Source organism: Levilactobacillus yiduensis (genome assembly GCF_024718525.1).
Taxonomy (GTDB): Bacteria; Bacillota; Bacilli; order Lactobacillales; family Lactobacillaceae; genus Levilactobacillus; species Levilactobacillus yiduensis.
In genome coordinates this window covers 1-6,410 of record NZ_JAMXAZ010000047.1, presented here as the reverse complement: position 1 = coordinate 6,410, position 6,410 = coordinate 1, and the positions used below count along the sequence as shown (strand labels likewise).

The 6,410-nt window shown below is 45.9% G+C and carries 7 protein-coding genes; all 7 read left to right on the top strand.

Going from position 1 to position 6,410, the window contains the following annotated elements:
* Positions 1-136 precede the first annotated feature (136 nt).
* The 7 genes from NGM66_RS13970 to NGM66_RS13940 all read left to right on the top strand — a co-directional run bounded on the left by NGM66_RS13970 (position 137) and on the right by NGM66_RS13940 (position 6,381).
* Positions 137-1,198 (top strand): LCP family protein, encoded by a 1,062-nt coding sequence (locus NGM66_RS13970; protein ID WP_208911006.1) that lies wholly within the window; start codon positions 137-139, stop codon positions 1,196-1,198.
* A gap of 376 nt (positions 1,199-1,574) precedes the next feature.
* A complete protein-coding gene (locus NGM66_RS13965; RefSeq protein WP_208909210.1) occupies positions 1,575-2,357 on the top strand; it encodes a YveK family protein in 783 nt (260 codons plus the stop codon).
* A 9-nt stretch (positions 2,358-2,366) separates the two neighbouring features.
* The gene (locus tag NGM66_RS13960; protein WP_209279974.1) at positions 2,367-3,140 is read left to right on the top strand and encodes a CpsD/CapB family tyrosine-protein kinase; all 774 of its coding nucleotides are present in this window, start codon (positions 2,367-2,369) and stop codon (positions 3,138-3,140) included.
* Positions 3,140-3,922, top strand: a complete 783-nt coding sequence (locus tag NGM66_RS13955) for a tyrosine-protein phosphatase (protein WP_208909212.1) — start codon at positions 3,140-3,142, stop codon at positions 3,920-3,922. Before NGM66_RS13960 ends, NGM66_RS13955 begins: the two co-directional genes overlap by 1 nt.
* A complete protein-coding gene (locus tag NGM66_RS13950) occupies positions 3,922-4,590 on the top strand; it encodes a sugar transferase (protein ID WP_208909213.1) in 669 nt (222 codons plus the stop codon). The genes NGM66_RS13955 and NGM66_RS13950 overlap by 1 nt, the downstream gene beginning before the upstream one ends.
* 25 nt (positions 4,591-4,615) lie before the next feature.
* Positions 4,616-5,395, top strand: a complete 780-nt coding sequence (locus NGM66_RS13945) for a DUF4422 domain-containing protein (protein ID WP_208911007.1) — start codon at positions 4,616-4,618, stop codon at positions 5,393-5,395.
* Positions 5,396-5,430: 35 nt separating this feature from the next.
* Entirely contained in the window at positions 5,431-6,381 is a 951-nt protein-coding gene (locus NGM66_RS13940) for a glycosyltransferase family 2 protein (RefSeq protein ID WP_258115829.1), read from the top strand.
* The last annotated feature ends 29 nt before the right edge of the window (positions 6,382-6,410 follow it).

The following is a 6,410-nucleotide window of genomic DNA, read 5'->3' as shown; positions in this document are numbered from 1 at the left end:
TAAGGGAAGGCATTCCCTATTTCTATACAATTCAGAAATCTTTTATGCATTTACACAAGATATTTTACGCTCTCAATAAATCCCCCAGTCGGCACAGAATCGGCTGGATTGAAAGGGTGGCTATCAAACCATGGCAATGGAAAAGCGGCAACGGCCGCGTCGAAAGAAGCATCCGATCCGTAATCTCCTAATCATTTTGGTGATTGCGCTATTAGCAGGCGGTACCGTGTATGGCATGCGTAAATATCAGAGCATTAAAGACTCCGTCGATAAGACCTACAAGGCATCTGGTGTGAAGAAACTCCGGAACGTTAACCAGGTCTTAAAGGATAAGGAACCCGTTTCAATCCTGTTGATGGGGACCGATACCGGGGCGTTGGGCCGAACCTTTGCTGGGCGGACAGACAGCATGATGGTGGTCACCTTGAATCCAGCGACGAATAAGACGACCATCACCAGCTTGCCGCGGGATACGGCCGTGACCATTCCGGGTTACGAGGACTACGGGCTGTCTAAGATCAACGCGGCCTACGCCTATGGCAAGTCCAAGACGGCCATCACGACCGTGCAGGACATGCTGAACGTCCCGATTGATTTCTATGCCATCATCAACATGGGTGGGATGGAGAAGATCATCGACGAGGTCGGTGGGGTGGACCTGAAGCCGTCCCTGTCATTTAGCTATGGCGGCTATTCCTTCAAGAAGGGCGTCGAAACGCACATGAACGGCAAGAAGGCGCTGGCCTACTCCCGGATGCGAGACGACGATCCGTTAGGGGACTACGGCCGGCAAACGCGGCAACGGAAGGTCATCATGGCCTTACTGAACAAATCCAATTCGGTGACGTCCCTGTTGAACGAGTCCTTCATCTCGTCACTCTCCAAGCAAACGCAGACCGACCTGACCTTTGATGACCTGACGGCGCTGGCCACCAACTACCGGAAGGCCACGCACCACATCAAGACCACCCACCTGCAAGGGACCAGCGAGACCATCGATGGCCAAAGTATGGAAGTGGCGTCAAAATCCGAACTTCAGCGAGTCACGAACTATATTCGCACGGCGCTGGGCTTGACACACAAGACGACCGGGACGATTGCCCAGTTGAATGCCACGTCATCGACTACGACTAGTGATACCGGCAGTACCAATACGACTGGCGATAGCGGTAATGGTGGTCCCGGGAATGGTTTTTAAGGTGTTGTTAAAAATAATTTTGTAAATTAAGAACCGTTGGCAGCCGTGTGCCGACGGTTCTTTTTGACGTCTACTTGGCGGCGGGGATGCGCGCCGGCGTAAAGGTCATGAATCTGGACAATGGTTGAAAGGGCGAACATTCATGACCAATACTTGATCAATACCACACAAAAATTGTAATGAGAATGTTTTAATTGTGGACAATGCGTTATAGTATAATTATCTTCATAATGATGGGTTAAATATCAAGGACTGATGTTAATTCACATGAAATTGTTTTTGAAGTTAATTAATTTATGTGATATCATTTTTAACAGTTGTGTTTTTTAAAGATTTCAATAAATTAAGTTAACGAACTGGTGTATTGGAGGAAAGTATGGATTCAGAACAGACAATTAGCTTGATGCAAATCGTGGGCATCTTACGGAAACATTTGAAGTTAATCACGATAACGACCGTTGTTGTCTTTGTGGCGGCGTTCTTCATGACATTTTTCATCATGACGCCCAAGTATGAGGCGACCACGGAAATCTTAGTCAACCGTAAACTTTCTTCCACCGACCAAAGCGCTCAGTTGCAGCAGGTACAAGCCGACGTCCAGATGATCAGTACATATAAGGATATTATTACGAGTCCCACGGTCTTGGCCAGCGTGAACCGGACGTTGGCGTCTTACCCGGGTTATCCGGGCTCACAGGCGGGCATCAAGGACGCCTTGACCATTAGCAATGAAACCAACTCGCAGGTGTTCTCAGTGACCGCTAAGGCAACTGACGGCACCACTGCGGCTGCCATTGCCAACGAGACGGCCAAGGTGTTCAAGCAAAAAGTGGTTAAGATGATGAGTATCAATAACGTGTCGATCGTTTCTAAGGCGCACGCCGTGAATACACCGGTCAGTCCGAAGAAGTCATTGAACCTGTTGATTGGCCTGGTTGCCGGGCTCTTACTGGGTGTTGTGCTGGCCTTCTTACGCGAGGTCACCGACCGGACCGTGAAGACCGAGGACTTCTTGACGGATGAGCTGGGATTAACGAGTCTGGGTGTCATCAGTGAGATCGACATGGCGGCGATTGAAAAGCAAAATGGTCACCAGAAATTAGGAATCGTGACGGAGGGCAGTGTCCACGTCCATTCAGAACATCGAAGAAGGGTGTAGGTGATAGCGATGGCATGGTTAAAACGACGAAAAGCAAAGCTAGATAATACCAGTCTTCGTTACGGTGTGGGCTTGGTCACATATTCTGATCCCAAGGGGCAGATTGCGGAACAGTTTCGGACCGTTCGGACAAACATTCAGTTCTCAGCGGTTGATCGGCAACTCCAATCAATCCTGTTTACCTCATCGGACCCGTCCGAAGGGAAGTCGACGATTAGTAACAATATGGCCGTTACCTGGGCGAAGCAGGGGACGCGCGTGATCCTGGTTGACGCGGATTTGCGTCGGCCAACGGTTCACCGGACCTTTGGCATCAGTAATCGCCGGGGATTGACGACGTATCTGTCAGGACACGTTGATGTCGCCACGATTATTCAACCGACCGTAGTCGATAATCTCGCGGTCATCACCAGCGGCCCCGTGCCACCGAACCCAGCAGAATTGCTGGATAGTGACCGGTTTAAGACGCTACTGAAGGAACTGGCCGACCAGTGTGATTTGATCGTCTTGGATTCGCCACCGGTCAACACCGTCACAGACTCACAGTTGTTGGCGGCACAGGTAGACGGCACGATTCTCGTGGTTCCACAGGGGATTGCGGATAAGAATGGTGTTCGCCGAGCTAAGCAATTATTGGAGACCGTCCACGCCAACATCTTAGGCGCCATCATGAACCGGGTCACGGCAGCGAAGTCCGGTGGCTACTACGGTGGTAAATATTATGGTGGCAATTACTATGGCGGTAAGGGTTACAGCGGTTATTACGGAACGGATGATAAATAATGGGGTTGATCGATCTCCACTGTCACTTGTTGCCGGGCGTAGATGACGGGTCAAAAGACTTGGACATGTCGCTGGGCATGGCGCGAGTGGCGGTCCAACAGGGCATTTCACACATCGTCTTGACGCCGCACCACATGGACGGGACCTACGTGAACCATAAGGCGGATGTGTTGGCGAAGACAACAGCGTTCCAGACGGCATTGGAAGCGGCTGAAATCCCGCTGACGGTGTTTGCGGGACAAGAGGTTCACTTGACCGGGGACTTGATGAAAGCCCTGGATGCGGACGATATTTTGTTTCTGGACGCCAACGAGCACTATCTGTTGTTGGAGTTGCCCCATAGTGGGGTGCCAGCCTACACCAGAGAAATGATCTTTGCCCTGCAGACGCGGGGTATCGTACCGGTGATTGCCCATCCGGAACGGAATCACGGGTTTCAAACGGACCCAGATAAACTCTATGACTTTATGCAAATGGGGTGCCTAACGCAGCTGACGGCTAGTAGTTATGTCGGTGTATTTGGGGACTCGGTTGAGAAGTTAACAGCAAAGATTATCAATGCTGGTATGGGGGTGACCTTTGCCTCGGATGCCCACAACTTCAAGGGACGTCGGTTCCTAATGGCCGACGCGTTCGCAAAGTTAGCGGACCAGGCAGGGGCAGAAACAGCAGCAAGATTTAAGAATAATGCTAAAGCGATTATTAATGGGGATGATATCGCATTGCCGAGTTTCAAGCGACTCTCGGCGGTCAAGAAGAAAAGAAGGTTTTGGTTGTTCTGATGGAATATCGTGAAAGTAAAATAAAATCCCCTTCCATTGATGTTGTCTATCAGCAACATCGATACATATATCGATTCTGTAAGCGGCTATTTGATATTATGGCGAGCTTAATTGCAGTGATCATCCTGTCACCATTATTTTTAATTGTGGCGCTCTTAATTAAGTTAGACGACGGCAAGGGGCCCGTGATCTATTCTCAGATTCGGTTAGGAAAGTATCAGCGGCCGTTTCGAATGTATAAATTCCGCTCAATGATTGTGGGTGCGGATAAAAAGAAAGCAAAATTGATTGCCCAAAATGATGTTGCCGGTGCCATGTTTAAAATGAAAGAAGACCCGCGCATCACCCGGTTAGGCCACTACTTACGCAAGTACAGTATTGATGAGCTGCCACAGCTAGTTAACGTGCTGCTGGGTCAAATGAGTCTAGTTGGACCACGGCCACCGCTGCCAAGAGAAGTAGCCGAATACACGCCATTTGATAAGCAACGGTTGGCAGTAAAACCCGGCTGCACTGGCTTGTGGCAGGTTACATTGCGTAACGATGCCAGCTTTGAGCAGATGGTTCGATTGGATTTGAAATATATTGAGAAGCGCGGATTCTGGTTTGATCTGTATATGTTGGTTCGGACGGTTGCGGTGTTTGTTAAGCCTAATGGGGCTTATTGAAAGCAGTTGATACGGAGGGATAACAATTAAAATCAAAATTTTGGTTGCCGCACATAAAGAGTTTCCCATGCCCAATGACAAAAATCTGTATCTTCCGGTATTGGTTGGGGCGACCCAAAATTATCGTGAGGGAATTGATTATCAACGAGATGATGAGGGAGAAAATATTTCAAAAAAAAATCCTCATTACAGTGAGTTGACTGCAGTTTACTGGGCCTGGAAAAACTTAGAAGACGTCGATGCCGTTGGATTGGTACATTATAGGCGTTACTTTATGGGATCTGCTGGCTTGAACTTGAGTGGGGTGTTGAAGTCCGAGGATGTTGAAGATATTTTGAATTCTTATGAGGCTATCGTTCCTAAAAAGAGAAATTACTATATAGAAACGAATTACTCGCATTTCATTCACGCACATGGTTCCGAAGCACTTGACATGACACGCCGAATAATTCAAAAGGCCTTTCCGACCTATGTACAGAGCTTTGATTCAGTAATAAAAAAGCGGAGCGCTCATATGTTCAATATGTTTATTATGAAAAAAGAACAATTTGATAAATATTGTGAGTGGCTATTTAAAATCCTTTTCCAACTGGAAGCGACACTAGATGTTTCCAACTATACAGGGCAGGAAAAGAGAATTTTTGGATATATTTCGGAGTTACTCTTGGATGTGTGGTTGCAGCGTAATCAAATCAAATTTAAAGAAGTTAAATGGCGTCAATTTGGGAAAAAACACACATTGAATAAGCTAAGTAATTTTCTCCTCAGAAAATTCTCACTGGGAGGAAAACAAACACATTTTTGATATACGTTTATATTGATGTTTTTTGGAGGGGTTGAATGATTAAACCATTAGTAACGGTAATTGTTCCATCTTTCAACAACGAAAAGACTATTAAAGATTGCATAAACTCTGTTAGAGTACAGTCGTATGCTAATCTAGAGATATTAGTCATTAACGATGGTTCAGATGACGCTACACCAGATATTTTAGATGGATTTTTGCGTTTAGATGAACGTGTTAGGGTTGTGACCACAGAAAGAAAGGGTATTTCTGCTGCCAGAAACCTGGGTGTAAGTTTAGCAAAAGGAAAATATCTTTCCTTTGTGGATTCTGACGACATCGTCGATATGGACTATGTTGAGTATCTTTTGAACCTTATCTGTACGTTTGATGTGCCAATTGCGAGTTGTCAGCATAGAATAGTTATTCAAGGAAAGTTAAAAAGAAATTTTGAGTTTTCTAAAAAAGCTAAACTTATTTCGCAAAAGAAATGGTTTGAGTTAGTTTTACAACGGAAAATACTGGACTTATCTGTGTGGGGAAAGATCTATCGTACAGAATTATTCGATGGGATTAAGTTTCCCAATGGGAAGTTATTTGAGGATAGTTCAACAACGTATAGACTTGTTGCTAAGGCTAAGAAAATTGTTGTCGGTGGTGAATCGAAATATAATTATAAGCTTAGGAATGGATCAATAACACGTTCTAATTTTTCTAAAGCATCATTCGATTTAATCGAAGCCACTAAAGAGATGACTTCATACGTCGTTTCTAGGTATCCAGATTTAAGGGTTGCCGCAGACCTCAGAGAATTTTGGGCGTACGGTAGTACGTTAAATAAGATCCTTGTTAGCAATGACTATTTTAAATATAAGAAGTATGCACATAAAATTAAAGAAGAAATGCGCAGTCGTAGAACACCAGTATTTACTAAACAGAATCCAGATTTCAGATTAAAGTGTCAAGGGCAGTTTAAAAATGTAGGTTTTCGGCAGAAAGAAATGTAGGTTTTCGGCAGTTACTTGAGGCCACGTAA